Here is a 26,751-nt window from a genome sequence, read left to right on the forward strand (position 1 = left end):
CAAGCTCCTGGCGACAGCCAGTTGATCAATCAGTGTTGCGACGACCTCTTGACTTCACCAACCTCCGGCGGGCCTTCCGCTGTGTGCACTGGGTACGCGGAACGTGGGGTAAACTCGTTGATGGTTGTGTCAGGACGCCTGGCACGCGTTTCGCGTTTTGAGCCCAGGTGTCGTACACTCCTTAGTCGGCTCACTATGACTTATCACGCGTCGGCGATCTTTGCTGATCGTCGCTCTCTTCGAAGCGTGAAGGTCGCGGCTGCGTAGTGAACCGGAGCCTCAGACGACCGATCAGTGAAACGCGAGGAATTTTGGCCAAGAAAGACGGCGCCATCGAGATCGAGGGCACTGTGGTCGAGTCGCTCCCGAACGCCATGTTCCGGGTGCAGCTCGACAACGGCCATAAGGTCCTGGCCCACATCAGCGGACGGATGCGGATGCACTACATTCGGATCCTTCCTGACGACCGGGTTGTCGTTGAACTGAGCCCCTACGACCTCAGTCGTGGGCGGATCGTCTACCGATACAAGTAAGACGTCTGAGGAACAAAGGACAATGAAGGTAAAGCCGAGCGTCAAGAAGATCTGCGACAAGTGCAAGGTGATCCGCCGGCACGGTCGCGTCATGGTGATCTGCGACAACCTGCGCCACAAGCAGCGCCAGGGTTAGTCGCCGTAAGGCTTCTCCGAGTCCGCCCCATCAGGGAGCGGACTCGACGCATGAGGAGCCTGAGTCAGTAATCGCGTGTCACGCCTGAGCAGGCGACTTCGGTCGAACCGTTCAGGAGACCCCCGGTCGGAGGCCGGGGCCCTCACCCCGGGCATTGGGGAGGGGTTGTGAGGCGCAAGACCTCCGCCACAAAGAAGGAGAATGCCCGACCATGGCCCGCCTGGTTGGCGTCGACCTCCCCCGCGAGAAGCGGCTGGAGATCGCTCTCACCTACATTTTCGGAATCGGCCGCACCCGCGCCCAGGAGATCCTCCAGGCCACCGGTGTCAGCGGCGACCTCCGTGTGCACCAGCTCTCCGACACTGAGCTCGTCCCGATGCGTGACTACATCGAGGCGAACTACAAGATCGAGGGTGACCTGCGCCGCGAGGTCCAGGCCGACATTCGTCGCAAGATCGAAATCGGTTGTTACCAGGGCATCAGGCACCGCAAGGGCCTGCCCGTTCACGGTCAGCGCACACAGACCAACGCGCGCACCCGCAAGGGCAAGAAGAAGACCGTCGCCGGCAAGAAGAAGCCCGGTAAGAAGTAGTCCGCGCAGCCGCAGGACCGAAGACCTCAGGAGTGAAGGCAAAGGATGCCTCCTAAGAGCCGTCAGGGTGCACCGAAGAAGGTGCGCCGCAAGGAAAAGAAGAACGTCGCTCATGGGCACGCCCACATCAAGAGCACGTTCAACAACACGATCGTTTCGATCACCGACCCGAACGGGAACGTGATCTCCTGGGCCAGCGCCGGCCACGTGGGTTTCAAGGGCTCCCGTAAGTCCACCCCGTTCGCCGCTCAGATGGCAGCCGAGAACGCCGCCCGCCGCGCCATGGAGCACGGCATGCGTAAGGTCGACGTCTTCGTCAAGGGTCCCGGCTCCGGCCGTGAGACCGCGATCCGCTCGCTGCAGGCCACCGGCCTCGAAGTGGGCTCGATCCAGGACGTCACCCCAGTTCCGCACAACGGTTGCCGGCCGCCGAAGCGCCGCCGGGTCTGACTTAGCCCAGGAGATAGAGAGAAATGGCTCGTTACACGGGCGCGGACTGCAAGCTCTGCCGTCGCGAGAAGACCAAGCTCTTCCTCAAGGGCAGCAAGTGTGAGTCCGCGAAGTGCCCCATCGAGATCCGTCCTTACCCGCCGGGTGAGCACGGCCGCGGTCGTCCGAAGGACACCGAGTACCAGACTCAGCTTCGCGAGAAGCAGAAGACCCGCCGCATCTACGGCGTTCTCGAGAAGCAGTTCCACAACTACTACGCCGAGGCCGCGGGCAAGACCGGCAAGTCGGGTGAGGTGCTGCTCCAGATCCTGGAGAGCCGTCTCGACAACGTCGTCTACCGTGCCGGTTTCGCCCAGTCGCGCGACGCCGCCCGCCAGCAGGTCCGTCACGGGCACCTCCTGGTGAACGGCAAGAAGGTCGACATCCCGTCGTACCGCGTTCGCGAGCACGACATCATCGAGGTCCGCGAGACCAAGCGCAACCTGCTGCCGTACGAGGTTGCCCGCGCCACCGCCGGTGAGCGCACGGTTCCCGCGTGGCTCGGCGTCGTGCCGGACAAGCTCCGCGTCCTGGTTCACCAGCTGCCGGTTCGCCAGCAGATCGACACCCAGGTGCAGGAGCAGCTCATCGTCGAGTTCTACTCGAAGTGAGTTGTGGTTGAGGTACGGATTTTCCGTAGGTGCATGATTCGCTACCTGCAGTGGATCGCTGAACGCGATCCACTGTAGGTGCGTGATCCGCTACCTGCAGCGGATCGCTGAACGCGATCCACTGTGCCTCAACTATGCTTTTATCGGAGTGGCGTCATATAGCGGTCGCCACACGAAAAGGGGAGATCCCGTACATGCTGATCGCTCAGCGTCCGACTCTTCTCGAAGAGTCGATCGACGACACCCGGTCCCGATTCGTCATCGAGCCGCTGGAGCCGGGCTTCGGCTACACCATCGGCAACTCGCTGCGCCGCACGCTGCTGTCGTCCATTCCGGGCGCGGCCGTGACGAGCATTCGCATCGAGGGCGTCCTGCACGAGTTCTCGACCGTTCCCGGGGTCAAGGAAGATGTCACCGACATCATCCTCAACCTCAAGGAACTCGTCGTGTCCTCCGAGCATGACGAGCCGGTCGTGATGTACCTGCGCAAGCAGGGCCCCGGTGAGGTCACCGCCGCCGACATCGCGCCTCCGGCCGGTGTCGAGGTGCACAACCCCGAGCTCCGCATCGCCACGCTGAACGGCAAGGCGAAGCTGGAGATGGAGCTGACCGTCGAGCGCGGTCGCGGCTACGTCTCCGCGGCGCAGAACAAGCAGCCGGGCCAGGAGATCGGCCGGATTCCGATCGACTCGATCTACTCCCCGGTGCTCAAGGTCACCTACAAGGTCGAGGCGACCCGAGTCGAGCAGCGTACCGACTTCGACCGCCTCATCCTCGACGTCGAGACCAAGCCCGCGATGAAGCCCCGCGACGCGGTGGCCTCCGCAGGTAAGACCCTCGTCGAGCTCTTCGGCCTGGCCCGCGAGCTCAACGTCGAGGCCGAGGGCATCGACATCGGCCCGTCGCCGACCGACGCCGCTCTGGCCGCCGACCTGGCGCTGCCGATCGAGGAGCTGAACCTGACCGTTCGCTCCTACAACTGCCTCAAGCGCGAGGGCATCCACACCGTGGGTGAGCTCGTCGCCCGCAGCGAGCAGGACCTGCTCGATATAAGGAATTTCGGCGCCAAGTCGATCGAAGAGGTCAAGCAGAAGCTGCACGAGATGTCGCTGGCGCTCAAGGACTCCCCGCCCGGGTTCGACCCGAGCGCGGTGGCCGGTGGCGGCTACGACGACGACGACAGCGCGTACGTCGAGACCGAGCAGTACTGATCCCCGCTTCCCCGCGTCCGTCCTAGGACGCGGGGTTCGAAAACGGACCGCGCGAAGTGACCGCGGTCCGGCCCGACTCCGGTACCTGGTACGGCCGGGGCGGGTTCATCCAGGAGGAGAAAGACCATGCCCCAGCCCAGCAAGGGCGCACGTCTTGGCGGCAGCCCGGCGCACGAGCGGCTGATCCTGGCCAACCTGGCCACCGATCTGTTCCGCTACGGCAAGATCCGTACGACGGTCACGAAGGCCAAGCGCCTGCGTCCGGTCGCGGAGCGCCTGATCACCAAGGCGAAGAAGGGCGACATCCACAACCGTCGTCAGGTCATGACCGTCGTCCGGGACAAGGGCGTCGTGCATCACCTCTTCACCGAGATCGCGACGACGTTCGCCGAGCGGCCCGGTGGCTACACCCGGATCACCAAGGTCGGGGCGCGTAAGGGCGACAACGCCCCGATGGCGGTCATCGAGCTGGTGGCCGAGCCGCTGAACGCCGTCACCACCCGCCGCACCGAGGCTCCGGCCGCCGCTGCCGCTCCGGCTGAGGCTCCGGCCGCCGCGGAGGCTGAGGAGAGCACGGCTCCCGAGGCCGCCGCTGAGGAGGCTCCGGCTGCTGAGGCCGCCACTGAGGCTCCGGCCGCCGAGGGCGAGGCGAAGAAGGACGAGGCCTGATCTTCCAGGCCGGATTTTCGACGGGCCCGAATCCCCTTGCGGGGGTTCGGGCCCGTTTTCTTATCTAGGGAGGATCTCATCGTGGTACGGCTCCGCCTCGACCTCGCGTACGACGGGACCGATTTCTCGGGATGGGCCAGGCAGCCGGGGCTGCGTACGGTTCAGGGGGAGATCGAGCAGGCGGTCGGGCGGATCCTGCGCCTCGGTGGGCCGGCTGAGCTGACCGTGGCCGGGCGTACCGACGCGGGGGTGCACGCGCGGGGGCAGGTCGCTCACGTTGACGTGCCTGACGGGTCGCTGGGCGAGCTCGACGGGAACCGGGGGCCGCTGGGCGTGGATGAGCGGCTCTCTGCGCTCGTGAGGCGGCTCGGTGGGGTCCTGGAGCCAGATGTACGGATTTATCGGGTCTCGGTGGCTCCTGAGGGCTTTGACGCACGGTTCTCGGCGATGTTCCGGCGGTACGCGTACCGGGTGAGCGACAGGCCCGGCGGCGTGGACCCGTTGCGGCGGCGTGAGGTGGTCTGGCACAACCGGCCGCTGTCCCTCGCCGCGATGAACGCGGCCGCCGCTCTGTTGCTCGGGGAGCACGACTTCGCGGCGTTCTGCAAGAAGCGTGAAGGGGCCACGACCATCAGGGAGTTGCAGCGGCTGGAGTGGGGGCGGGAGGCGTCCGGGGTGCTGGAGGCCGTCGTCGTGGCCGATGCGTTCTGTCACTCGATGGTGCGGGCGTTGGTGGGGGCGCTGCTGGCTGCCGGTGATGGGCGGCGGGGGGTTGAGTGGCCTGGGGAGGTGCTGGTGCGGGGGTCGCGGGATTCCGGGGTGCATGTGGCGCCGGCGCATGGGCTGTGTCTTGAAGAGGTGGGGTATCCGGGGGAGGGGGAGCTCGCCGCGCGGGCGGCGGCTACGCGGCGGGTCAGGACGGTGACTGAGGCCGAGCCCGAGTCCTAATTAGCCGCCGGAGATTCGAGGCTTTGCAGGAGGTTCGAGGTCCCGCCCGGAGCTCCGTGATCCGGCCTCCGGCTACGTGTGATCCGTGATCCGGCCTCGGCCTCCGTGATCTGGCCTCCGTGATCTGGCCTTCGTGATCCGGGCTTCGTGATCCGGGTTCAGGGTCCGGGTTCAGGGTCCGGGACTCCGAGAGGTTGGATCACGGAGGTCCGGAGCGTGTTGCCAGGCTGGAGCTTCGAGGCTCCAGCCTGGGCGTGGGTGGGTCAGTCGGTGGTGATGCGTCGTTCCAGGACCAGGGAGGTCTGGTCGCGGAATGCGCCGCTCACCTTGGGGAGGGTCTTCTCCTTGGACGCCGGGGTGTGGCCGTCAGCGTGGGTGGCGTAGCTGAAGACGATGTAGCGGCCCCAGAGCAGGCCCGCCGCGTACCCGCCGGCCATGTGCACCCGTTCGCCGCCCGAGCCTGCCGCGCCGGGGAGGGAGCGGAACCAGATGTTGCGGGAGAGGTCCTTCGCCTGGTCGGCGGTGGCGGCGGCGTCCTTGTCAGGAAGTACGGCGATGCCGGTGGTGACGGCGTAGCGGCGCTTGCTGTCGACGTACGTGGCCCTGAGCACCCGGCTGCACTTCTGCTCCTTCAGCGCGTCGGCGAAGGCGCCGGTGGCGGCCTTGTCGCAGGTCGTCTCCATGTCGGCCTTGACCCTGGTGAACGTCGTGCCCGCCGCGCTCACCTTCTTCTTCGGGAACGCCTCCGAGAGGGACAACTTCTGCGGGTCGGTCTGCTCGGAGTTGAGCACAGACGCTCCCGGTACGTCGGCGGGTGGGGCGGCGGACTCCTCCGTGATGGTCGGTGGCGGCGCGGACGCGGTGGCCCGGGCGGCGGCTGTCGTGGGTTGCGGGGCGCTCACGGCCTGGTAGGCGAAGAAGCCGCCCGTCGCCACTCCCGCCAGAGCCAGCGCGCCCAGCGTCACCAGCAGGGCCCGCTTGCTCTTGGCCGGTGGTGGAGGTGGGGGCTGGGTCTGGAACGGGGGCTGTTTGAACGCTCCAGGCGGGAACGCCGGGCCACCCGTTGGCGGTGTGGGGAGGTCGAAGGAGGTCGAGGGCTTCTGACCCCAAGTGTCTCTGGAGAACGGGAGCTCGGGCAGTTTGTCACCGGTCGGGGGGATGGGGGGCCAGACGGGTACGTCGCCTGGCTCCGGTGGGCGGATGGACGGTTGTGGGGCGGTGTCGCGGGTGGTCGCGTTCGGGTCGAAGTAGTGGGCTGGGCGGGTTGTGTTCCCTGCCACGGGGGCGGGTAGGAGTGGGGGCTTGCGGGTGCCCTTGGTGACTGCGGGGTGCGCGCTGCCCGTCGGCCTGGGCTTGGCCGGCTCGGGAGTGTTCGGGCCCTTCTGGTCGGAGGGGCCTTCTGCGCTGGTTTCTGCTGGTACGTGAGTGGGGTCGTGGTCGGTCGCGCTCGATAGTGCCGCGGTGAGATCGGGGTCGGTGGACTGGGTGCTTTCCGACCGGTCGTGTCCCCGCGCGAAGTGATCCCGATCATGCCCCTGCGCGGGATGACCCTGCTCATGCCCATGCGTGGGGTGACCCTGCTCGTGTCCCTGCGTGGGGCGACCCTGCTCATGCCCTGGCGTGGGATGCCCCTGCGAGGGATGACCCAGCTCGTGTCCCTGGATGGGATGCCCCTGTTCATGCCCCCGGATGGGATGCCCGTGCTCGTGTCCCTGGTCGGGGCGGTCTGATGGGCCGGGCGTCGGCTGTGAGGGCTTGGTGGCGTGGGGTTGTGTCCCGCTCGGGTGGCCTGGCGCCGTGTCTTCGGCACCCTGGTGAGGGGTGTCGGGGTGTTCGGCGGCGTCCCGCTTCGCGGCGTCCGGGTCGAAGTAGTGGGCCGGGCGGGTGAAGCCCTCCGGGTTGGTGGCGTTCGGGTCGAAGGGCGGGGGCAGGCTTGGCTCGTCGGCGTCCGGCTCGGCCACCAGCTCTCCCGTCGCGGCCGGCCAGGGTGGCATGGCGTGCGGGTCCGTGATGGGCGCGGGCCATACCGGCATGCCCGCCGCAGCGGCGGTGAACGCCGGTGGTGGCTCCCAGGGCGGTGCTCCGGGTACGACCGGCTCCACGGGCCAGCTGCCGGACTGGTGGCCGGACTGGTCGCTGAACTGGTGTCCGGGCTGCTGGCCGACCTGCTGTTGGGTGGGCTCCTCGTTCGGCTCGTTCCACGAGCGCACATCACGGAGCCGCCCGGGCCGGGTCTGGTCAGTCTCCGCCTGGGTTGGTTGGGGTGGAGCGGGCCAGGGGTGGTCGGACTCTGCCTGGGTTGGTTGGGGAGGGGCGGGCCAGGGGTGGTCGGACTCTGCCTGGGTTGGTTGGGGTGGAGCGGGCCAGGGCCGGTCGGTCTCGGGCCTTCCGAACGGGCGGTCGGTCGCGGGCGTGCCGGAGGGCTCCTCGGTTTCCGCATGGGTGCGGGCGCCGGACCACGGGTGGTCAGTCTCGGGGGCGCCGAAGGGCTGACCTGCCTGAGGCGGGATGAACGGCTTGTGGTCCGCCTGTGCCCTGGTGCGCTGCTGGTGGTCGGGCTGCGGTGGCACGAACCGCTGGTGGTCAGAGCCGGGCTTGCCGAAGGGTGGGTGGCCGGGCCGTGGGGTGCCGGGAGGCGCGGTGTCTTCGGGCGGGGTGAACGGCGCACCGGTGGCCTCTGGCGTGCCGAAGGGCGGGCGGGCGGGCTCTGGTGCGCTGAAGGGCGGGTGGTCGGGCTCTGGGGTGCCGAACGGTGGGTGGGGGGTGGTGGCCTGGGGGTGGCCGAAGGGTGGCGGGGTCAGGGGATGGTGGTCTGGTGGGGGTTCGGGTGGGGCGAAGTCTGGGTGGGTGGGGTCGGAGAACCAGTCGTACGGGGCGGCGTCGTCGCCGGGCACCTCCCATGGCGGGGCGCCGTCTGGATCGGACGGTGAGCCCTGGAAGGTGGGAATGGCGGGGTGCGGCTCGGCATCGCCCGCCTCGTCGGTTGGAGTGGACGCCGCTGGTACGTCTCGCCTGTCGGTCTGGCCGAAGCTCGGCGGTGGCGTCGCGGGAGCGGCCGAGCGGTCGGCTTCCCTGCGATCGTGCTCAGACCCGGGTTCCTGGCCACGCATAGCTGGAGCCTAGCGAGAGACGCGAGATCGTTATGTCGGTATGGGCGTTCCCAGAGGCATCCGGCATCCCCTTCCGGCACATTTGCCCCTCAATGATCGGTCAGCTCAGGCGGCTTCCGGTGAGCGTGCGGTTGTCCATGGCCAGGAACACGGTGCCCTTGGTGATGTCGTTGATGGCCTGGCTGATCACCTTCGACCCCTTCGAGTCGGGCTTCGTGCCGTCCTTGTTCTGGAACCAGACCAGGATCGCGTAGTGGCCCCACGTCGAGATCTTCGCGCCGCCACTGCCCGAGCCGAGGAACTTGGTGACAGTGTCCTTACCCGCCAGCGGCTTGACGTAGTTCTTCGTGTCGCCGGACTTGGCCACCTTGGCCGCCTGCTTGCTCGTGCTGAGGTTGGCCACGCCGACCGTGCCGATCACCTTGCCGGCCTTGTCGCGGAAGCTCGCTCGTACGAACTGGGTGCACTTGCCGGACTTGAGTGCCTTCTGGAGCGTGTCGCCCAGGGCGCCGTCCGTGCACTTCTTGTCCTTGCTGGTGATCGTCATCTCGTAGGAGCGGCCCGAGACCGTGACCTTCTTCTTCTTGCCGAAGACCTCCTTGACCGAGATCGGATCGGGGTCGGTGCCGCGGTCGGTGGCGAAGCCGTACTTGCCGGGTGGGGCCGACGGCAGGGGCGCCGAGGTCTGGCGGGGGGAGGCGGTCTCGGCGGTCACGGGGCCGTCGGCGTTCCACATGAGGGCGAGTCCGCCGCCCAGCAGGCCGAGCACCAGGACGCCGCCGAGGGCGAACCACAGCGGGGCGCGCGAGCGCTGGCCCTCGTCGTACGGGCTCCAGCCGACCTTGCTCTGCGGGGCCCTCGGGGTGTCGTCGCCGGCGGCGCCGCCGTCCTTGTCCTTGTCCTTGCGGGCCTTCTCCTTGTTCTCCTTGCGGGAACGGCGGGAGGAGGGCGGAGGGTCGTCCGACGGAGCGCCCAGGCCGCCAGGTCCGGAGCCGGGAGGGCCGGCCGCGTGGGCGCCGCCGCGCTCGGACGAGCCGCCTCCGAACGAGCCGCCGCTTCCGAACGAGCCGCCGCCTCCGAACGGGTCACCCGTGGGCCCGCCGCCACCCGGACCGCCACCCGGACCTGGGCCGCCACCTGGGGGCGGGCCGCCGGTCGGGCCGTCGGGGCGTGCTCGCCTGCCGCGACGTGGCGCGCCGTCCGGGTTTCCTGCCGGACCGCCGTCGTTGAAGAAACCGCCCGACGGGCTGCCTCCCGACGGGCCGCCGCCTGAGGGACCGCCGCCTGAGGGACCGCCGCCCGATGGACCGCCGCCTGCGGGGCCGTTGTTGGCGGGCGGCCCGCCGCCCATGAACCCGCCATTCCTGGGGTCACCGCCCGGGCGGCCGCCGTTCGGGACCGCGCCGTTCCTGGGGTCACCGCCTGGGCGGCCGCCGTTCGGGAACGCGCCGTTGCCCGGGGCGCCACCCGGCGGGACCGGCCCGCTTCCTGGGCCGCCGTTCATGAACGCACCATTGGCCGGGTCCTGGGGGGCGCCTCCCATTCCGTACGGAGCGGCACCGGTGGGGGCGGGGCCGAAAGGGGCGAAGGGAGTGTCGCCCGTGTCGTGTTCACGTTCCCCACTGCCGTTGGAAACCATGCGGAGACATTACCGTGATGTGCGTCATCGAATACCTCCGAGGAGACCTTCGCCTTCAGGCGGAGGACGAGGGGGAGGATGTCAATGGGTTCCGAAGTCCTGGGTCCACCATGGACCGCCGGGGCCGGAGGCGACGCCCACGCCGATGGCCTTCAGGCCGCAGTCCAGGATGTTCTTGCGGTGGTCGGGGTTGTCGAGCCATCCGTCGATCGCCTCTTGCGGGGTGATGTACCCGGCGCCGATGTTCTCGGCGGCGCCCCAGCGGTAGCCGGCGCGCTCCATCCGGTCCCAGGGCGAGGCGCCGTCGGGGGAGTTGTGCACGAGCTCTCCCGTACGAGCCATCTCCAGCGAGTGCGTACGAGCGGAGCGCATGAGCCCGGAGTCCACCCTGAGCGGTCCGCAACCACGGCGGGACCTGGCGGTGTTGGTCAGGGAGACGACCTTGGACGCCAGGCCGGACAGCACCTGTACGCCGTCGGCGGGGTCGCCGAGCACCACGTGCTTGTCCTGCGTGTTGAAGCCGGGGACCTGGTCCTTCGACGACCTGGTCGCCCTGGGGGTGGCGGCGCCGCTGGGGAACTGCTTGGTCATGACCCCCCGGGGGATCCGGTCGGCCTGCGGCTGCGCCTTCCTCGTGACCGTCGGCGCGGGATTGGCGGTGGCGGCCGCGGGCGGGGCGGTCTCGTTGAGGTAGACGTGGGGGGCGGGCTCCTGGTCGTCGGTCAGCCGGCCGATCAGCACCCCCGTGAACAGGACCGCCAGGAGGCAGGCCAACACACCCAGGTGACTCCGGCGCCGAAGGCCGCGCTGGGTTTGCCGGGTGTGAGAGTTCTGCCGCATACCGCCGCCAACGATAGGGATGTCTGGTCCTGGGAAAGAAGGGGTCCCAGGGAAACGAAATCGAACCGTTCTGCGGTCGGGTAGACTCGCACAGGGTTACCGGTCACTTTGACCTGTGCGCCTTCGGGCGGGTAGCTTAGGTTCGTTGTGTGCATAGGTCCAGCGTGACCAATGCGCGGCGCGTCCGGCGTCATCTCCCGTTTTGCGGAGACGGAAGGTCCGGGCCGTCGTGTGCCCGCACCGACCGACCAATGTAGCTGTCGCATCCGACAGCGCCGAAGACGCGAGCATAAAGAAGGCTACGACCGTGCGCACGTACTCACCGAAGCCCGCCGACGTTCAGCGTCAGTGGTACGTCATCGACGCGACCGATGTCGTGCTGGGCCGGCTGGCCAGCCACGTCGCGATCCTGCTCCGCGGCAAGCACAAGCCGATCTTCGCCAACCACGTCGACACCGGTGACTTCGTTGTCATCATCAATGCCGACAAGATCGCGCTGACCGGCAACAAGCGTGAGCAGAAGAAGGCGTACCGCCACTCGGGCTACCCGGGCGGTCTGCGTTCCGTCAGCTATGGCGAGCTCATGGACAAGCGGCCCGACAAGGCAGTGGAGAAGGCCGTCAAGGGCATGCTGCCGAAGAACTCCCTCGGCCGGAAGATGGCCAAGAAGCTGAAGGTCTACGCGGGTTCTGAGCACCCGCACCAGGCCCAGCAGCCGGTGCCGTTCGAGATCACCCAGATCGCCCAGTAGTAGACCGAAAGATTTAGAGGAGAACCGTGGCTGAGCCCACTGGTGTCGAGACGGTCGTCGAGACGGCCGAGGTGGAGGACTTCTCCAGCAGCGAGGAGTTCCCGTCCGAATACACCACCGAATCCACCGCGAGCGCTGACGCTCCCGTGCGCAAGCCCGTCACCACGGGCAACTCGTACGGCACCGGCCGCCGCAAGGAGGCGATCGCCCGCGTGCGCATCGTCCCTGGCACCGGCAAGTGGACGATCAACGGTCGTTCGCTGGACGCTTACTTCCCGAACAAGGTCCACCAGCAGATCGTCAACGAGCCCTTCGTGGTGCTCGGCGCCGAGGAGGCGTTCGACGTCATCGCGCGCATCGACGGCGGCGGCGTGACCGGCCAGGCCGGCGCGCTGCGCATGGGCCTGTCCCGTGCCCTGTCGGTCCTGGACGTGGAAGCCAACCGTGCACCGCTCAAGAAGGCCGGCTTCCTCACCCGTGACGCCCGCGCCACGGAGCGGAAGAAGTACGGCCTCAAGAAGGCCCGCAAGGCTCCGCAGTACAGCAAGCGCTAAGTTGGCGCGCCTTTTCGGCACCGACGGGGTACGTGGGGTCGCGGGTCGCGACCTCACAGCTGAGCTCGCCATGGATCTGTCCGTGGCCGCTGCTCATGTCCTCGGCGATGCGGGCGCGTTCGCCGCTACCGGACGACGTCCGGTGGCGGTCGTAGGCCGGGACCCGCGTGCCTCGGGAGAATTTCTCGAGGCCGCCGTGGTCGCCGGCCTCGCGGCGTCTGGAGTGGATGTGCTGCGCCTCGGCGTGCTGCCCACCCCGGCCGTCGCCCACCTCACCGCCGCGCTCGGCGCCGATCTCGGCGTCATGTTGTCGGCGTCGCACAACCCGGCGCCCGACAACGGCATCAAGTTCCTGGCGCGCGGCGGCTTCAAGCTGTCCGACGTGGTCGAGGACGAGATCGAGCGCCGGCTGGGCGAGGAGTGGAGCTTCCCCGTCGGCTCGGGCGTGGGTCGCGTACGCGATGCGTACGGGGAGGCCGACCGCTACATCTCACACGTGCTGACCACGATGAACGGGGCCCTCGACGGCCTGAACATCGTGATCGACTGCGCTCACGGGGCCGCCCACATGGTGGCTCCCGAGGCGCTCGTACGCGCGGGCGCCCGCGTCGAGGCCATCGGCGCCCGGCCGGACGGCCTCAACATCAACGCCGGCCACGGCTCGACCCACCTGGACAAGCTCCAGCAGGTGGTCATCTCGCGCGGGGCCGACCTGGGCGTGGCCTACGACGGCGACGCCGACCGCTGCCTGGCCGTCGACCACACGGGCTCGATCATCGACGGTGACCACATCATGGCCATCCTGGCCGCCGCCATGCACGGCGACGGCCAGCTGGCCAAGGACACCGTGGTCGCGACCGTGATGTCCAACCTGGGCTTCAAGCTCGCGATGCGCGACGCCGGGATCACCGTGGTGGAGACCGCGGTGGGTGACCGCTATGTCCTGGAGCGGATGAAGTCCGACGGCTTCAACCTGGGCGGCGAGCAGTCGGGGCATGTCATCATGCTCGACCACGCCACCACGGGCGACGGCCTGCTCACCTCGCTGCACCTGCTGCACGTGGTGGCCAAGTCGGGCGTGCCGCTCAAGGAACTGGCCTCGGTGATGACGCCGCTGCCGCAGATCCTGATCAACGTCAAGGACGTGGACAGGGGCAAGGCCTCGGTGCCCGAACTCGTCGCCGCCGTGGCGCTGGCGGAGGCGGAGCTCGGGGAGACGGGGCGGGTCCTGATCAGGCCGAGCGGGACCGAGCCCATGATCCGGGTCATGGTCGAGGCCGCGTCGGAAGAGCACGCCACGCGAGTGGCTGGACGGCTGGCCGACGTCGTGCGTACGGCCTGCGTCTGATCTTCTTTCATCGGGTACGGCACCGCGGTGCCGTACCCGATGTTCATGAGTGGGACCTTCACCAGCCGTGACAGGACCTCCAGCGCGTGGGATTCGCCGCTGCTGTCGCGGCCGATGAGCACGGTCATGTCGCCCATCGGCAGCACAGCGTCGCGTTCGGTCAGCCGCAGCTCTACCAGGCGCGCAGGCATGCCCTCGACCCTGCAGACGATCTATTCGTCGCCCGTGAGTGAGAAGGCGCGCAGGCGCTGGCCGGCCCAGAAGACGGCGCCGAGGGTGACCACGAGAAGGGCCGGGATGGCGAAGCTCAGGGCGACGTCGGTCTCGAAGAAGGCCGAGTCGGAGATCTGGTCGGCGATCGACTGGCCCCAGTACTGGATCGAGAACTTGCGGGCGCCCGCGATGAGGTTGCCGACCAGGCTCTCCCAGACCAGGGCGTAGATGATGCCGATCGTGACAGCGTGGCGGGTGACGACTCCCAGGAGGAGGAAGACGGCGGCGTAGGCGATGCCGGCCACCAGGGAGCCGACGGCGAAGCCGGGGGCGATGCCGTCTTCGTTGCCGACCAGGATCCAGGCCGCCACGTACGTGGGCACGGCCGCGAACACGGCCAGCATCGAGGCCGCCACCAGGAACTTCGTCTGGGCGATGACCGGGCGGGAGATCGGCTTGGACATCAGGTGGATGATCGTGCCGTCGTCGATCTCCGGGGCGATGACGCCGGTGCCGGCGATCAGGCCCAGGAGCGGGAGCATGGTGGAGATGGCGAAGTTCTCCATCAGCCGCACGGTCGTGGCCTGGTCGTCGGCGCCGAACACGCGGAGCAGTACGGCCAGGCCGATCAGGGCCAGGGGGAGCAGCAGGAGCAGGATGATCCGCCGGCGGCCCAGGAGGGCGCGGTACGTGATGCCCGCTACAACGGTGTTCATCAGGTGCTCCTGTTGATCAGGTAGGAGAAGACGCTCTCCAGGTCCTCGTCCGCGGGGGAGACCTGGTGCAGGCGTATGTCCTCGGCCTGGGCGACCCGGGGGAGGAGGCGGGCGAAGCGGCGGAACTCGGTGGCCTGGACCTCCAGGCCCTCGGGGCGCAGCGTGATGCCGCCGGTGGACTCGTCGCGTACGAGGGCGGCGGCGAGCTTCCTGTCGTCGCTGGAGCGGATCATGAACAGGTGGGGCCTGTCCGTCATCAGGCGCCTGATCTCGCGGAAGTTGCCCGACGCCGCGTGCCGCCCCGCCACCAGGACCTCGATGTGCTGGGCGACCCGCTCGACCTCCTCCAGGATGTGGGAGCTGAACAGGATCGTCTTGCCGCCCGTGCCCATGGTGCGGATCAGGTCCATGAGGTGCAGGCGCTGGCGCGGGTCCATGCCGTTGAAGGGCTCGTCGAGCAGGAGCACGGGCGGGTCGTGGACGAGGGCGGCGGCGACCTTGACGCGCTGGCGCATGCCCTTCGAGTACGTCTCGACGCGCCGGTCCTTCGGCTCCTCCATCTCGACCGTGGCCAGGGCCTTGCGGGCGGCCTCGATCGGGTTGGACAGCCCGTGCAGACGGGCGGCCGAGAGGACGAACTGCCAGCCGGTCAGGAAGCCGTAAACGCCCTCTTTTTCAGGAACCAAGCCGATATTTCGGTAAATATGGTGGTTCTTCCAGACCTGGGTGCCGTCCAGCGTGACCGAGCCGCCCGATGGGGCCAGGAAGCCCGCCATCATGTGCAGGAGCGTCGACTTGCCCGCGCCGTTCGGACCGAGCAGGCCCGTGACGCCGGGGCCGATGGTCATGGTGACGTCGTTGACCGCGACCACGTTGCCGTACCAGCGGGAAACCTGCGAGAGCTCGATCTTCATCGCGCGGCCGCCTTCCTGTAGCGCAGCGCCAGGGCGGCCACGGCCACGCCGATCAGCACCACCAGCACCACCGCGGAGGCGAGGCCGTCCGGGTAGGGCGCGTTCTCGATGGAGTGCCGCGGGGTGTTGAACAGCCAGGCCTGTACGGAGTCGACCAGCCAGAACGGGCTCAGCAGCCACGCCCAGACCGCCACGGACTCGTTGCCCGACGAGTAGAGCGTGCCGAAGATCAGCGGGACGGACGCGAACGACAGCAGGTAGACCGTGATCACCGAGGCCACGCCGAGCCCGCGCCGCGGCGTGAACGAGGCCAGCGCCAGCCCGAACGCCGACAGCAGCAGCGCCAGCACCAGCGTCATGAGCAGGGAGCCGAAGAACTCGCCGGTGGCCGGCGGACCTGGCATGTCCACGACCAGCTCGCCCACGTACATCAGCGTGAGCGGCACCGCGATCAGCGCGAACACCGCCACGGTCATCGCCGCCACCTTGGCGCCGACGTACTCGACGATCGCGACGGGCCGCGAGAGGTAGAGCGGCAGCACGCGATAGCGCAGGTCGGGCGCGACGGCCGTGGGCGCCTGCGCGGCCAGGAAGATCGCCACCACGGCCTGCATGACGACCGCGAAGCCGCTGTAGGGGATGCCGCGCTGCTTGGCCAGGGCCATGAGCGCGATGCTCACGATGGCGGGCATCATCATGATGCCGAACAGCGCGAACGGCACGATCTTGCTGCGGGCCGGGCGGCCGAGGCCGAAGACGCCGCGCAGGCTGTGGACGGCCAGCGCCCTGGTCGAGTAGCCGCGCCCGAGCCGCGGGCCGTCGTAGTGCCGATAGCCGATGTCGTAAATCTCAGACACTTGCGACCTCATCCCGGAAGACGTCTTCGATGCGATGGCGTCCCTGTTCGAGGCGGATCAGGCACAGGTCCAGCTCCACGGTGGCATCGCGGATGGCGTCGTACGTCTCGGGCCCCAGCACCTTGACCACCAGCATCCGCCCCTGCCGTGAGACGGTCTGCCCGTCACCGGACAGCCGGGTGGCCAGCTCGTCGAGGCCCTCGTCGACCTCGACCGACACGGTCTGCGTGGCCTGCGTGAAGTCGCCGATCGCGGACGAGCGCAACAGCCGCCCGGCGTCGATGACGATCACGTGGTCGCAGACGCGTTCCAGCTCGCCCAGCAGGTGGGAGGTGACCAGGACGCTGATGCCGAACTCGGTGCCGATGCGCCTGATCAATGCCAGCATCTCGTCGCGGCCGCGCGGGTCGAGGCCGTTGGTGGGCTCGTCCAGGAAGATCAGCTTGGGGTCGTGGACGAGCGCCTGGGCCAGTTTGACCCGCTGTTTCATGCCGGTGGAGTAGGTGCCGACGGCGCGGTAGCGCTCTTCGGCCAGGCCCACGTGGCGCAGGACGTCGGCGGCGCGCTCGCGGGCGGCGGTGCGCGGCAGGCCGGACATCTGCGCTAGGTGGACGACTAATTCGGTGGCGGAGACGTCGGGGGGCAGGCATTCGTGCTCGGGCATGTAGCCGACGAGCCTGCGGATCTCGGAGCCCTGAGCGGTGACGTCCAGATCGAGCACCCGCGCGGTGCCGCCGGACGGCGGCAACAGACCGAGCAGGATCTTGATCAACGTCGACTTGCCGGCCCCGTTCGCCCCGACCAGACCGGTCACCCCAGGTCCGACGGTGACCGTGAGCTGGTCGACCGCGGTGACAGTGGGGAAGCGTTTGGTCAGCCCCTCGGTGGCGAGGATGTGCATGTGCCGGACACTACCCGGGCGGAGACGGCCACCGCCTCGGTCGTTCGGATGAACGACGTCCTACTTGAGGCCAGAATCTGCGCTGCACCAGGAGGGTGAGAGTGCCCGCGATCACCATCCCCAGGATGTTCACGGCGAGCTGGGAGATCGACCCGGCGACCTCGTTCCAGTCGTTCAGCGCCAGCGCGACCGCCGCGTAGCCGGCGGCGGGCACGGTGGTGACCGAGATGAAGACGCCGATCAGGGCCGACGACTTGCCGGCGGTGACCGACAGCACCCCGGCCGCGCCCGCCAGCAGCGCCACGATGAACGACCAGCGGTCGGGCTTGACGATGAACTGGACCTCCTTGTTCGCCGTGAGGTTGCCGATGTCGATCCAGCCGAGCCAGAAGGAGACGAGCGCGCACGCGTACGTGATCGCGATCGCCACCGCGAACCCGATGAACAGCGTCCTGAGCGCGGTCACGATCAGGGGCCCCTTGCGGCGCAGCAGGCCGAAGCAGATGGCCGCGACCGCCCCGAACTCGGGGCCGAGCACCATCGCGCCGACGATGAGGATGGGGGAGTTCTGCAGCACGCCTATGCCCGCGAGCTGGGTGGCGATGGCCAGGAAGGCGAGATAGGCCCAGGTGACGCGGGAGTCGGCCTGGACCCTCTGCTCCAGCTCCTTCCAGATCACCGCGTCGTCGGGCTCGCCGGGCGCCTCCTCGACGGCGTCCTCGGCCGCCTTCGACAGCGACAGATCGACCTGCTCGGCCGCGATGGAGCCCTCTGTCTCCAGCCACTTGAGCCGGCCGAGCACCTCGTTGGCCGACTCCCTGGCCGCGTCGCAGAGCACCACGTCGCCCTTCGGCTCGCGGGCCGCGCCGGGCAGGACGACGATGTTGGTGACGCCTGGGCAGCTCTCCAACACCGCCGTCGCCTCGTCGGTGCGAGCGGCCGGGATGATCAGTCGCAGATGTAGCACGGGAGCCATTGTTGTCGATCGGACGTTGACGAGGTGTTGACGCGATTACGCGAGGCTCCTTCACATGATCCGGTTCAGGTGCCATGACCATGGTGAGGAGTGCTGGTTCGCCGCCATTGACGACCAGGAGTGTGCGGGCAGGTTGGCGCGTTACCTGGTCGAGGAGGCGTTCAGGTCTGGCGGAGGCGTACCCGCCGTACCGCGTGGTCGCGGCCCTTCTTGAGGACGAGATCCGCGCGGCCCCTGGTGGGGGCGATGTTCTCGACCAGGTTGCGCTCGTTGATGTCGCGCCAGACATTGACCGCGAAGGTTGTGGCCTCGTCGTAGGACATGGCGGCGATGTGCCGGAAGTACGACTTCGGGTCCTCGAAGGCCGTACGCCGGAGTTTGTGGAAGCGGTCCACGTACCAGGAGCGGATGTCCTCGACCTTGGCGTCCACGTAGATGGAGAAGTCGAAGTAGTCGTTGACCGCGAGGGACGTGGGCGGGGCCGGTTGGAGGACGTTGAGGCCCTCGATGATCAGAATGTCGGGATTTCTCACTGTTTGGTGGGCGCCGGGGACGATGTCGTACTCCAGGTGGCTGTACACGGGCGCCTTCACCTCGGCCACGCCCGCCTTCACCTCCGCCACGAACCTGACCAGCGCCCGCCGGTCATAGCTCTCGGGGAAACCCTTGCGATGCATGATCTTCTTGGCCTCCAGCACCGTGTTGGGGTACAGGAAGCTGTCGGTGGTGATCAGCTCCACGTGCGGGTGCTCGGGCCAGCGGGCCAGGAGGGTGTGCAGCAGGCGCGCCGTGGTCGACTTGCCGACCGCGACACTGCCCGCGATGCCCAGAATGTACGGGACGCGCTCCTCGGGATGATCGAGGAAGGCGCTCAGCACGCTGCTGCGCTGCTTGGAGCCGGTGAAGTGCAGGTTGAGCAGCCGGGTCAGCGGAAGATAGATGTCCGTGACTTCGGTGAGGTCGATGGGGTCGTCAAGGCCGCGTAGCTCTTCCAGCTCGTCTGCGGACAGAGTCAAGGGCGTGTTCTTGCGGAGCTCGCTCCACTGCTCCCTGCTCAATTCCACGTAGCCGTTATTCACCCTGGCAGCGTAGCGATGTGTGACAAACCGGGTCTCCGGCGGGGCTGTCCCCCGTGAATCCACAGCCTGTGGATAAAGACGTGGGATTACCGGGAGTCGCTTTGGGGAAAGAGCATGGGTCTTCGCGAATCCGGGAAACGAAGGACTGGCGGCGGCTACTGTCCCCGACAGGAGGTATTCGTGGATCGTCGTCGCTTCATCTCCAACGTCGCCGTCGGGATCGCCGGGCCCTTCGCCGGGGTCGCGTGCGCTGGAGCGCAGGGAGGGGCCAAGCCCGTACGCGGCTACGGGCCGCTGCGCCCCGTCAAGGACCTGCGTGACGGGAAGGTGCGGCTGAACCTGCCCGACGGGTTCAGATACCGCTCGTTCAGCGCGGCCGGCGACAAGTTCAGCGACGGCTCCACGGTGCCGGGCAGGCACGACGGCATGGCGGCCTTCTCCGGGGTCAAGGACAGCGCCATCCTGATCCGCAACCACGAGGTCAGCGGGGCCGTGGGAGCGTTCGGAGACAAGGACAAGGCCTACGACCCGATGGCCGGAGGCGGCACCTCGACGTTACAGGTCACCCGCTACGGCGAGGTGATCAAGAGCGCCCCCTCGCTGAACGGCACCATGATGAACTGCTCCGGCGGCCCCATGGTCTGGCGGGCCTGGGTGAGCTGCGAGGAGACGGTCAACGGCCCCGACGTGGCCGACGACTTCTCCGGCGGCGACAACACCAAGCTCACCCGCAAACACGGCTACATCTTCGAGGTGCCGGTCGGCCGCGCCGCCACCGCCAGGCCGATCCGGGCGGCGGGGCGGTTCGCGCACGAGTCGGCGGCCTTCGACCCCTCATCGGGCGCCATCTACCTGACCGAGGACAACTTCGGCTTCCCCTCCGGTTTCTACCGTTACCTGCCGCCGAAGCACCCGGTCCTGGCCGGGAAGCTGCTCGACGGCGGCAAGCTGCAGATGCTCGCCGTCAAGGGCGCCAAGCGCAAGGACCTGTCCCTGGGGCAGCGGCCCGGCGCCACGTACGAGACCACCTGGGTGACCATCGACGACCCCGATCCCGACTTCACGGGCAGGCCGTCCAACGACACCGCCGTCCAGGCCGTGGGCAGGCAGGGCAGGGAGGAGGGCGCGGCCATCTTCGCCAGGCTGGAGGGGGCCGTGCACCACCAGGGGACGATCTACTTCGTCTCCACCCAGGGCGGGGCCACCGCGCCGGGCGAGCCCGCGCCTGAGGACGGGTTCGGCAAGGGGCGGGGGCAGGTGTGGGCGTACGAGACGTGGAGCGGGCGGCTCAAGCTCGTCTACGAGTCGCCGCGCGCGTCCGTGCTCGACCTGCCCGACAACGTGACGGTCAGCAGGCGCGGCACGCTGGTGTTGTGCGAGGACGGCGACGGAGCCAACTACCTGCGCGGGCTCAGCAAGGCGGGGGAGATCTTCGACTTCTGCCGGCTGGAGCCGATCCCGGGCGACGCGGGCGCGGAGTTCGCGGGCTCCACGTTCGGCCCCGGCGGCCACACGCTGTATGTCAACATCCAGGCCAAACAGGGCATGTCCCTCGCCATCTGGGGACCCTGGGAGCGCGGCCTGTTCTGAGTACGCTGGGACGATGATCCTGGGAATCGGCGTGGACGTCGTGGACATCGCCCGCTTCGAGGCCGCGCTCGCGCGCACACCGCAGCTCAAGGACCGGCTGTTCACCGAGATCGAGCAGCCGCTGCCGGTGCAGTCGCTGGCCGCCAGGTTCGCCGCCAAGGAGGCCGTGGCCAAGGCGCTCGGCGCGCCCAAGGGCCTGGGGCACCTGGAGGCCGAGGTGCGCTGCGACGAACTGGGCAAACCCGAGCTGCGGGTCTCGGGCAAGGTGGCCGAGGTCGCGTACGGGCTCGGGGTCAAGCGCTGGCACATCTCTCTCAGCCACGACGCGGGCGTGGCCGTGGCCTATGTGATCGCTGAGGGATAGTTTCGGATCATGCGTGTGAGGGAGTGCCGTCGCCTGGAGGAGCGGCGGGAGCGAAGCGACCAGAGCGGGGGAAGGCGGCGGCATATGGCGACCGAGCCGCCGAACGGAGTGAGGCCATGAAGACTGCCTATACCGCCGACCAGATCAGGGGCGCCGAGCACGCGCTCATGGCGACGCTGCCCGAGGGCACGCTCATGCAGCGGGCCGCCACCGGGCTCGCCGCCGTCTGCGCCGACCTGCTGGGCCGCGTCTACGGCAGACGTGTCGTGCTGCTCGTCGGCAGCGGCGACAACGGCGGTGACGCGCTCTACGCGGGCGAGCGGCTGGCCAGGCGCGGTGCCTGGGTGGGCGCGGTGCTCGCCGGGTCCAAGACGCATGAGGCGGGGCTGCGGGCGTTGCTCGACGCCGGCGGGCGGGTCGTCGACCGGGCCGCGATCGGCGGGGCCGACCTGATCATCGACGGGCTCGTCGGGATCGGGGTCTCGGGGGCGCTGCGGGAGCCGTACGCGCGACTCGCCGAGGAGGCCAACGCCGCCAGGGGCACGACCGTGGCCGTGGACGTGCCGAGCGGGGTCGACGCGAGCAGCGGGCGGGTCGAGGGGGCGGCCGTCCGAGCTCGGGTGACCGTGACGATGGGGGCGTACAAGACGGGGTTGCTGGTCGATCCCGGGGCGTCCGTCGCGGGGGCGGTCGAGCTGGTGGACATCGGGCTGGGGGCGTACCTGCCCGATCCCGACGTCGCCGCGCTCACCGGCGGCGACGTGGACCTCCTGATGCCGCGGCCGGGCAAGGAGTCGGACAAATACCGCAGGGGAGTGCTGGGCATCGCGGCCGGCAGCGACCTGTTCACCGGCGCCGCCGTGCTGGCCGTCGGCGGCGCGCTGCGCGGCGGGGCGGGCATGGTCCGGTACGCGGGCAGGCAGGCGCCGGTCGCCCAGGTGCGCTCGCACTGGCCGGAGGCCGTGGTCACGCTGCTGGACGAGCCCTCCATCGACCACGTGGGCCGGGTGCAGGCGTGGGTGCTCGGGCCGGGCATGGGCACCGACGACTGGGCGCACGAGCTGGCCGCCAGGGTGCTCGCCTCCACCGTGCCCGTGCTCATCGACGCCGACGGCCTGACGCTGGTGGCCAACGACCGGTCGTTGCTGCGCCGCGCCGCCCCGGTGCTGATCACCCCGCACGCGGGCGAGCTGGCCAGGCTCATCCGCGCCGACCGCGACGACATCGAGGCCGCCCGCCTCGACCACGCCCGCAGGGCGGCGGCGGAGCTGGGCGTGACCGTGCTGCTCAAGGGCTCGACCACGGTGGTGGCCGAGGACGCCAGGCCGGTACGCGTGAACGTCACCGGCACCTCCTGGCTGGCCACCGGCGGCACCGGCGACGTGTTGTCCGGCGTGACGGGCGCACTGCTCGCCCAGGGCCTGAGCTGCTACGACGCCGCCTCGTGCGGGGCGTACCTGCACGGGCTGGCGGGCCGGCTGGCCGCCGACGGCGCGCCCCTGACGGCGGCCGACGTGGCGACGGCCGTTCCCGCGGCCATCCGCGCCGTGACCAGCGCGGGCTCGTGACCGGAGCGGGATGAGAATCGCACTCGGCCACGTTCGCGAGCTGCCACACTAGAAGGATGTACTCCTCGATGGCCACGCCCGCTGAGGCACGGGTGGATCTGGCCGCCATCAGGCACAACGTGGCGCTGCTCAAGGAGCGGGCCGGCGGCGCGGAGCTGATGGGCGCGGTCAAGGCCGACGCCTACGGACACGGCCTGGTGCCGACGTCCGAGGCGGTGCTGGAGGGCGGGGCGAGCAGGCTCGGCACGGCGTTCGTCAGGGAGGCGCTGGCGCTGCGCGAGGGCGGCGTGACCGCGCCGGTCCTGGCCTGGCTGATCACCCCGGGCGAGCCGATCGACGAGGCGCTCCGCGCCGACATCGAGCTGTCGGCCGCCGACGTGCGGCTGCTCGACGAGATCGCCGAGGCCGCCCGGCGCACGGGCCGCACCGCGAAGCTGCACCTGGAGGCCGACACCGGCATGAGCAGGGGCGGCTCGCCGCTGGCCGGCTGGCCGGGGCTGCTGGCCAGGGCGCTGGAGCTGCGGGCCGAGGGCGTCATCGAGATCGCCGGGCTCTGGTCCCACTTCGCCTGCGCCGACATCCCGGGGCATCCCTCGATCGGGCGGCAGCTGGAGGCGTACGAAACGGCGCTGAAGCTGGCCGAGCAGGCCGGCGCGGCCGGCTCCCACGTGATCAGGCACATCTCCAACTCGGCCGCCATCGTGACGCTCCCCGACGCCCGCTACGACCTGGTCAGGCCCGGCATCGCGATGTACGGCCTGAGCCCCGTCCCCGAGCTGGGCGACTTCGGCCTCAGGCAGGCGATGACGCTCGTGGCGCGGATCGGCCTGGCCAAGCGCGTCACCGCGGGCTCGGGCGTGTCCTACGGCCACCTCTACACCACCGAGCGCGAAACGACGCTTGGCCTTGTTCCTCTCGGGTACGCGGACGGGATACTCCGGCACGCGACGGGGCGGGCCGAGGTCCTGGCGGGTGGCCGTCGCAGGCTGATCGCCGGCCGGGTGTGCATGGACCAGTTCATGATCGACATGGACGACGACCCGCTGTCGGCGGGCGACGAGGTCGTGCTGTTCGGGCCGGGCGACGGGGGCGAGCCGACCGCTCAGGAGTGGGCGGATAATCTCGGCACGATCACGCATGAGATCGTGACGAGGATCGGTGCGCGGGTGCCCAGGATCTACCAGAGGTGACGAAGGGCACATCGCGGCGGCTATGAGCAGACAAGGATCGGGGACATGACGACGACAACACGGCGCAGGGTAGGGATCGCCGGCGCGCTCGTCGGTGCGGCTTCCGCCGGTGTCGCTGCGGCGGCGCTGGCCAAGCGATACGCGGTCGGCCGGATCAGACTGCGCCCCGACGCCGAGGCCAGCGAGCCGTTCGGCGAGCTGCGGGGCAGGGAGCGCACGCTCGTCACCTCCGACGGCAAGGCCCTGCACATCGAGGTCGACGGCCCCGAAGACGCCGCGCTGACCGTCGTGTTCTGCCATGGCTACTGCCTCAGCCTGGAGTCCTGGCACTACCAGCGCAAGGACCTGCGCGAGAACTACCGGATCCTGCTGTGGGACCAGCGCTCACACGGCCGCTCCCAGCGCGCCGGCGCCGACGGCAGCACCATCGACCGGCTGGGCGACGACCTGGCCGAGGTGATCGAGCAGTTCGTGCCCGGCCCGTGCGTGCTGGTCGGCCACTCCATGGGCGGCATGACGATCATGGCGCTGGCCGACCGCCGCCCCGAGCTGTTCGGCGACAAGATCCGCGCCGTGGCGCTCATCGCGACTTCGGCGGGCAAGCTGGCCGAGCTCACGCTGGGCATGCCCGCGATGTTGTCCAAGGTCGTGCACAAGGTGGCCCCCTCCACGGTCTCCATGCTGGGCAAGCGGGGCGCGCTGGCCGACAAGGCCCGCAACGCGGGCAGCGACATCGCCTTCCTGATCACCCGCTACATGGGCTTCGGCGACTCCAAGAACGTCAGCCCCACCCTGGTCGACTTCGCCGAGTCGATGATCAGGGCGACGCCGACCGAGGTGTTCGCCGACTTCTACCCGGCGCTGATGAACCACGACAAACTCTCCGCCCTGCACGTCCTCGACCCGGTGCCCACCGCGATCCTGGTCGGCGACAGCGACTGGCTGACCCCGCCCGACCACAGCAAGGCCATCTCCGCCGCGCTGCCCAAGGCCCAGCTCACCGAGGTGCCCGACACCTCCCACCTGATCCAGCTCGAACGTCCGGGCATCGTCAACGACGCGCTGCGCGACCTGCTCAAGAGGGTGGAGCTGTAGTGCGGCTCGCCACGGCCGAGGACATGCGCGCCTACGGGGCGCGCCTGGCCGCGCTGCTGCGCCCCGGCGACCTGCTCGTCCTGTCCGGCCCGCTCGGCGCGGGCAAGACCACGCTCGTGCAGGGCATCGCCGAGGGCCTGAAGGTCCGCGGCCCGATCACCTCCCCCACGTTCGTCATCGCCAGGGTCCACCCCTCGCTGCGCCAGGGCCCGCCGCTGGTCCACGCGGACGCCTACCGCCTGGGTGGCGACCTGGAGGTGGACGACCTCGACCTGGACGCCTCGCTGGAGGAGTCGGTCACCGTCGTCGAGTGGGGCGAGGGCCTGGTCGAAGGGCTGGCCGAGGACCGGCTGGAGATCCACATCGACCGCGAGGCGGGCGACGAGGCCCGGATCGTGACCCTGCGAGGTGTGGGCTCCAGGTGGGCCGACACGCCGTGTGATCCGCTAGAAGGCTGAAAGCCAGGTCAAATCGCGGTATAGCTGTCACCCTTGACGTACCAGGCCATAGATATAAATCATGATCGTTGGTCAGGGATTCGCCCAGATTTTCTGGGTATCAGGAGGGGCGACATCCATACTTTTGATGGATGCTGGGTTGCAAGACGGCGGAGTGGGGTGCGGCCGGTGCTCAGGGTCAGGCGAATCGCGTACGCGGGAGCCATCGTGGTGGTCGGTCTGACCGGCTGCACGGCCTCCGCGGAATCAACACCAACCCCCGCGGTCAGTGGCACCTCTACCTCCCCCTCCCCGACGGCCACCGGCACGACCACGACGACGAGCACCCCAAGGGCGACCACCACCAGGCAGACCATCTCGGTCCAGCTCAACCCCGCCCGCGTCACCGCGGGGGAGACGTCCCAGGTGTGGATCCTGGCCAACTGCCCGGTCCCGACCGGCGGCCCCGCGCACAGCGGCACCGCCACGTCCAAGGCGTTCGTCACCGGCGTCACGCTCAACCCGGTCCCCGCGGCCTCGGTCACGCCCACGGGCAACGCCACGACGGCCGCCGGCTCGCCCTGGGTGCGCGGCGACGCGCAGGTCTCGGGAACGATCCGACGGGGCAGCTACCGGGTGGACGTCAAGTGCGACGGCACCAACGACATGGGCAGGGCCACGCTCAGGGTCGCCGCGGCCGAGGCCGAGCCGACCACCACCGTGCCCACCAGGGCGCCCAGGGCGGGCGGCGGCGGCACGTACGCGCAGGACGCCGCCGAGGAGTCCTCGATCCCGTTCGGCCCCGCGGGCGTGCTGATCGCGCTGGCCCTGGCCGGAGGCATCGGCTTCGCGGTCAAGCGGCGTAACAGGGCATAGACCATGGCCCGTCCAGGACGGGTGGTGCTCGCCGGCGCCATCACGGGCCTGCTGCTGGTCGCCTTCGGCAAGGGCATGCAGACCGGCACCACCCCCGCGGCGGCCGCGGTCGTCCCCAAGAGCATCGGCATCCCGTCGATCGACGTGGAGGCCCCGCTGATGGAGCTCGCCCTGCAGAAGAACGGCGAGGTCGAGCTGCCGCCCTATGAGAAGCCGAAGGTGGCCGGCTGGTACAAGGGCAGCGCCGTGCCCGGCGAGAAGGGCGCCTCGGTGATCATCGGCCATGTCGACACCAAGACCGCGCCGGCCGTGTTCTACAAGCTCAGGCAGTTACGCAAGGGCGAGACCGTCAAGGTCGAACGCAGCGACGGCAAGGTCGTGCGGTTCAAGGTGGACTCGATCGAGCAGGTGCACAAGGACAGCTTCCCCGCCGAACGCGTCTACGTCGAGGACGGGCTCAAGCTGGTGACGTGCGGCGGCAAGTTCGACTACGCCAAGGGCGAGTACATCGACAACATCATCGTGTACGCCTCCAAGATCTGAG

27 protein-coding genes and 1 pseudogene are annotated in these 26,751 nt (G+C 69.2%); 19 read left to right on the forward strand and 9 right to left on the reverse strand.

Going from position 1 to position 26,751, the window contains the following annotated elements; all coding sequences use genetic code 11:
- The first annotated feature begins 311 nt into the window (after positions 1 to 311).
- The 8 genes from infA (at position 312) to truA (ending at position 5,189) form a co-directional block, all read left to right on the forward strand.
- Complete coding sequence (gene infA / locus ACFPZ3_RS54715; RefSeq protein ID WP_012887858.1) at positions 312 to 533, forward strand: translation initiation factor IF-1; 222 nt, start codon at positions 312 to 314, stop codon at positions 531 to 533.
- A gap of 22 nt (positions 534 to 555) precedes the next feature.
- Complete coding sequence (gene rpmJ / locus ACFPZ3_RS54720) at positions 556 to 669, forward strand: 50S ribosomal protein L36 (RefSeq protein WP_003956441.1); 114 nt, start codon at positions 556 to 558, stop codon at positions 667 to 669.
- Between the two features lie 211 nt (positions 670 to 880).
- The gene (rpsM, locus tag ACFPZ3_RS54725) at positions 881 to 1,261 is read left to right on the forward strand and encodes a 30S ribosomal protein S13 (protein WP_379522395.1); all 381 of its coding nucleotides are present in this window, start codon (positions 881 to 883) and stop codon (positions 1,259 to 1,261) included.
- Between the two features lie 45 nt (positions 1,262 to 1,306).
- Positions 1,307 to 1,711: a 30S ribosomal protein S11 gene (gene rpsK, locus ACFPZ3_RS54730; RefSeq protein ID WP_020542285.1), complete on the forward strand. Its 405-nt coding sequence runs from the start codon at positions 1,307 to 1,309 to the stop codon at positions 1,709 to 1,711.
- Positions 1,712 to 1,734: 23 nt separating this feature from the next.
- The gene (rpsD, locus tag ACFPZ3_RS54735; protein ID WP_379522396.1) at positions 1,735 to 2,361 is read left to right on the forward strand and encodes a 30S ribosomal protein S4; all 627 of its coding nucleotides are present in this window, start codon (positions 1,735 to 1,737) and stop codon (positions 2,359 to 2,361) included.
- Between the two features lie 194 nt (positions 2,362 to 2,555).
- The gene (locus ACFPZ3_RS54740; protein ID WP_103960866.1) at positions 2,556 to 3,572 is read left to right on the forward strand and encodes a DNA-directed RNA polymerase subunit alpha; all 1,017 of its coding nucleotides are present in this window, start codon (positions 2,556 to 2,558) and stop codon (positions 3,570 to 3,572) included.
- A gap of 126 nt (positions 3,573 to 3,698) precedes the next feature.
- Entirely contained in the window at positions 3,699 to 4,241 is a 543-nt protein-coding gene (rplQ, locus tag ACFPZ3_RS54745) for a 50S ribosomal protein L17 (protein ID WP_379522397.1), read from the forward strand.
- An 81-nt stretch (positions 4,242 to 4,322) separates the two neighbouring features.
- Positions 4,323 to 5,189 carry a tRNA pseudouridine(38-40) synthase TruA gene (gene truA, locus ACFPZ3_RS54750; RefSeq protein ID WP_379522398.1) on the forward strand — a complete coding sequence of 289 codons (867 nt, stop codon included), beginning with the start codon at positions 4,323 to 4,325 and terminating at the stop codon, positions 5,187 to 5,189.
- 263 nt (positions 5,190 to 5,452) lie between these two features.
- Here truA and ACFPZ3_RS54755 read toward each other — a convergent pair whose 3' ends face one another.
- The 3 genes from ACFPZ3_RS54755 to ACFPZ3_RS54765 all read right to left on the reverse strand — a co-directional run bounded on the left by ACFPZ3_RS54755 (position 5,453) and on the right by ACFPZ3_RS54765 (position 10,715).
- On the reverse strand, positions 5,453 to 8,299 hold the full coding sequence (locus tag ACFPZ3_RS54755; protein ID WP_379522399.1) for a hypothetical protein: 2,847 nt from the start codon (positions 8,297 to 8,299) through the stop codon (positions 5,453 to 5,455).
- A gap of 100 nt (positions 8,300 to 8,399) precedes the next feature.
- Positions 8,400 to 9,803, reverse strand: coding sequence for a hypothetical protein (locus ACFPZ3_RS54760; protein ID WP_379522400.1), 1,404 nt, complete (start codon positions 9,801 to 9,803; stop codon positions 8,400 to 8,402).
- A gap of 216 nt (positions 9,804 to 10,019) precedes the next feature.
- Positions 10,020 to 10,715, reverse strand: a complete 696-nt coding sequence (locus ACFPZ3_RS54765; RefSeq protein WP_379522401.1) for a CAP domain-containing protein — start codon at positions 10,713 to 10,715, stop codon at positions 10,020 to 10,022.
- A gap of 370 nt (positions 10,716 to 11,085) precedes the next feature.
- On the opposite strand from ACFPZ3_RS54765, the gene rplM reads away from it, so the two are divergent.
- The 3 genes from rplM to glmM are packed head-to-tail and all read left to right on the forward strand — an operon-like array spanning position 11,086 to position 13,431.
- Complete coding sequence (gene rplM / locus ACFPZ3_RS54770; protein ID WP_225293910.1) at positions 11,086 to 11,529, forward strand: 50S ribosomal protein L13; 444 nt, start codon at positions 11,086 to 11,088, stop codon at positions 11,527 to 11,529.
- A 26-nt stretch (positions 11,530 to 11,555) separates the two neighbouring features.
- On the forward strand, positions 11,556 to 12,083 hold the full coding sequence (rpsI, locus tag ACFPZ3_RS54775) for a 30S ribosomal protein S9 (RefSeq protein ID WP_379522402.1): 528 nt from the start codon (positions 11,556 to 11,558) through the stop codon (positions 12,081 to 12,083).
- A gap of 1 nt (position 12,084) precedes the next feature.
- Entirely contained in the window at positions 12,085 to 13,431 is a 1,347-nt protein-coding gene (glmM, locus tag ACFPZ3_RS54780) for a phosphoglucosamine mutase (RefSeq protein ID WP_379522403.1), read from the forward strand.
- 212 nt (positions 13,432 to 13,643) lie between these two features.
- Here the strand turns inward: glmM and ACFPZ3_RS54785 are convergent, their stop codons facing one another.
- The 6 genes and pseudogenes from ACFPZ3_RS54785 to coaA form a co-directional block, all read right to left on the reverse strand.
- Entirely contained in the window at positions 13,644 to 14,360 is a 717-nt protein-coding gene (locus ACFPZ3_RS54785) for an ABC transporter permease subunit (protein ID WP_379522404.1), read from the reverse strand.
- Positions 14,360 to 15,211, reverse strand: a pseudogene (locus tag ACFPZ3_RS54790) (ABC transporter ATP-binding protein); the annotation flags it as partial. The gene ACFPZ3_RS54785 and the pseudogene ACFPZ3_RS54790, both read right to left, overlap by 1 nt.
- Positions 15,212 to 15,270: 59 nt before the next feature.
- Entirely contained in the window at positions 15,271 to 16,131 is an 861-nt protein-coding gene (locus ACFPZ3_RS54795) for an ABC transporter permease (RefSeq protein ID WP_379522406.1), read from the reverse strand.
- Positions 16,124 to 17,032 (reverse strand): ABC transporter ATP-binding protein, encoded by a 909-nt coding sequence (locus ACFPZ3_RS54800; protein ID WP_379522407.1) that lies wholly within the window; start codon positions 17,030 to 17,032, stop codon positions 16,124 to 16,126. Before ACFPZ3_RS54800 ends, ACFPZ3_RS54795 begins: the two co-directional genes overlap by 8 nt.
- A gap of 10 nt (positions 17,033 to 17,042) precedes the next feature.
- A complete protein-coding gene (locus tag ACFPZ3_RS54805; RefSeq protein ID WP_379522408.1) occupies positions 17,043 to 17,999 on the reverse strand; it encodes a DUF389 domain-containing protein in 957 nt (318 codons plus the stop codon).
- A 170-nt stretch (positions 18,000 to 18,169) separates the two neighbouring features.
- Entirely contained in the window at positions 18,170 to 19,072 is a 903-nt protein-coding gene (coaA, locus tag ACFPZ3_RS54810; protein WP_379522546.1) for a type I pantothenate kinase, read from the reverse strand.
- Positions 19,073 to 19,267: 195 nt separating this feature from the next.
- Between coaA and ACFPZ3_RS54815 the strand changes: the two genes are divergently transcribed.
- The 8 genes from ACFPZ3_RS54815 (at position 19,268) to ACFPZ3_RS54850 (ending at position 26,750) form a co-directional block, all read left to right on the forward strand.
- Entirely contained in the window at positions 19,268 to 20,677 is a 1,410-nt protein-coding gene (locus tag ACFPZ3_RS54815) for a PhoX family protein (RefSeq protein ID WP_379522409.1), read from the forward strand.
- Between the two features lie 13 nt (positions 20,678 to 20,690).
- The gene (locus ACFPZ3_RS54820; protein WP_379522410.1) at positions 20,691 to 21,041 is read left to right on the forward strand and encodes a holo-ACP synthase; all 351 of its coding nucleotides are present in this window, start codon (positions 20,691 to 20,693) and stop codon (positions 21,039 to 21,041) included.
- A gap of 116 nt (positions 21,042 to 21,157) precedes the next feature.
- Positions 21,158 to 22,609: an NAD(P)H-hydrate dehydratase gene (locus ACFPZ3_RS54825; protein WP_379522411.1), complete on the forward strand. Its 1,452-nt coding sequence runs from the start codon at positions 21,158 to 21,160 to the stop codon at positions 22,607 to 22,609.
- A 68-nt stretch (positions 22,610 to 22,677) separates the two neighbouring features.
- Entirely contained in the window at positions 22,678 to 23,799 is a 1,122-nt protein-coding gene (gene alr / locus ACFPZ3_RS54830; protein WP_379522412.1) for an alanine racemase, read from the forward strand.
- A 45-nt stretch (positions 23,800 to 23,844) separates the two neighbouring features.
- A complete protein-coding gene (locus tag ACFPZ3_RS54835; RefSeq protein ID WP_379522413.1) occupies positions 23,845 to 24,894 on the forward strand; it encodes an alpha/beta fold hydrolase in 1,050 nt (349 codons plus the stop codon).
- A complete protein-coding gene (gene tsaE, locus ACFPZ3_RS54840) occupies positions 24,894 to 25,352 on the forward strand; it encodes a tRNA (adenosine(37)-N6)-threonylcarbamoyltransferase complex ATPase subunit type 1 TsaE (protein ID WP_379522414.1) in 459 nt (152 codons plus the stop codon). The genes ACFPZ3_RS54835 and tsaE overlap by 1 nt, the downstream gene beginning before the upstream one ends.
- Before the next feature lie 168 nt (positions 25,353 to 25,520).
- Complete coding sequence (locus tag ACFPZ3_RS54845) at positions 25,521 to 26,207, forward strand: hypothetical protein (protein WP_379522415.1); 687 nt, start codon at positions 25,521 to 25,523, stop codon at positions 26,205 to 26,207.
- Between the two features lie 3 nt (positions 26,208 to 26,210).
- Positions 26,211 to 26,750: a class F sortase gene (locus ACFPZ3_RS54850; RefSeq protein WP_379522416.1), complete on the forward strand. Its 540-nt coding sequence runs from the start codon at positions 26,211 to 26,213 to the stop codon at positions 26,748 to 26,750.
- The last annotated feature ends 1 nt before the right edge of the window (position 26,751 follow it).

Source organism: Nonomuraea insulae, assembly GCF_042656245.1.

Bases quoted from the DNA above. Each gene is read 5' to 3' on its own strand.
- rpmJ (WP_003956441.1), top strand. From the start codon at position 556: ATGAAGGTAAAGCCGAGCGTCAAGAAGATCTGCGACAAGTGCAAGGTG.
- rpsM (WP_379522395.1), top strand. From the start codon at position 881: ATGGCCCGCCTGGTTGGCGTCGACCTCCCCCGCGAGAAGCGGCTGGAG.
- rpsK (WP_020542285.1), top strand. From the start codon at position 1,307: ATGCCTCCTAAGAGCCGTCAGGGTGCACCGAAGAAGGTGCGCCGCAAG.
- rpsD (WP_379522396.1), top strand. From the start codon at position 1,735: ATGGCTCGTTACACGGGCGCGGACTGCAAGCTCTGCCGTCGCGAGAAG.
- ACFPZ3_RS54740 (WP_103960866.1), top strand. From the start codon at position 2,556: ATGCTGATCGCTCAGCGTCCGACTCTTCTCGAAGAGTCGATCGACGAC.
- rplQ (WP_379522397.1), top strand. From the start codon at position 3,699: ATGCCCCAGCCCAGCAAGGGCGCACGTCTTGGCGGCAGCCCGGCGCAC.
- ACFPZ3_RS54755 (WP_379522399.1), bottom strand. From the start codon at position 8,299: ATGCGTGGCCAGGAACCCGGGTCTGAGCACGATCGCAGGGAAGCCGAC.
- ACFPZ3_RS54760 (WP_379522400.1), bottom strand. From the start codon at position 9,803: ATGAACGGCGGCCCAGGAAGCGGGCCGGTCCCGCCGGGTGGCGCCCCG.
- ACFPZ3_RS54785 (WP_379522404.1), bottom strand. From the start codon at position 14,360: ATGAACACCGTTGTAGCGGGCATCACGTACCGCGCCCTCCTGGGCCGC.
- ACFPZ3_RS54800 (WP_379522407.1), bottom strand. From the start codon at position 17,032: ATGCACATCCTCGCCACCGAGGGGCTGACCAAACGCTTCCCCACTGTC.
- ACFPZ3_RS54820 (WP_379522410.1), top strand. From the start codon at position 20,691: ATGATCCTGGGAATCGGCGTGGACGTCGTGGACATCGCCCGCTTCGAG.
- ACFPZ3_RS54825 (WP_379522411.1), top strand. From the start codon at position 21,158: ATGAAGACTGCCTATACCGCCGACCAGATCAGGGGCGCCGAGCACGCG.
- alr (WP_379522412.1), top strand. From the start codon at position 22,678: ATGGCCACGCCCGCTGAGGCACGGGTGGATCTGGCCGCCATCAGGCAC.
- ACFPZ3_RS54835 (WP_379522413.1), top strand. From the start codon at position 23,845: ATGACGACGACAACACGGCGCAGGGTAGGGATCGCCGGCGCGCTCGTC.
- ACFPZ3_RS54850 (WP_379522416.1), top strand. From the start codon at position 26,211: ATGGCCCGTCCAGGACGGGTGGTGCTCGCCGGCGCCATCACGGGCCTG.